Origin of the sequence: Jeotgalibacillus marinus (assembly GCF_040801915.1) — a bacterium.
GTDB lineage: Bacteria > Bacillota > Bacilli > Bacillales > Jeotgalibacillaceae > Jeotgalibacillus > Jeotgalibacillus marinus.
In genome coordinates this window covers 1-221 of the sequence record NZ_JBFMIA010000355.1, presented here as the reverse complement: position 1 = coordinate 221, position 221 = coordinate 1, and the positions used below count along the sequence as shown (strand labels likewise).

The 221-nt window shown below is 56.1% G+C and carries 1 protein-coding gene; it reads right to left on the bottom strand.

Features of this window, described 5'->3' with window-relative positions; all coding sequences use genetic code 11:
- Window positions 1-221 (bottom strand): hypothetical protein (locus AB1471_RS18160; protein ID WP_367781107.1); only part of this gene is annotated, 221 nt, incomplete at both ends.

The window sequence follows — 221 nt, the reverse complement described above, 5'->3', positions numbered from 1 at the left end:
CGGTCATTTCATATAATTGCCAGTAGAAAGTTTTTACTTCATAACGTTTGGTCGGTGCACCGACCAAGGCGCTGAATACGATCTTGCTGGCGTCCCAGGAAGGCGACGGATCACGCACCGCCGTAGCATTGGCGCCCAGCATGCCGCTACTGCTGAAGCCCGCAGCCAGCGTCAGATTACGCAGCGTGCCATCCTGGTAGCGTATCCAGATATCTCCGCCC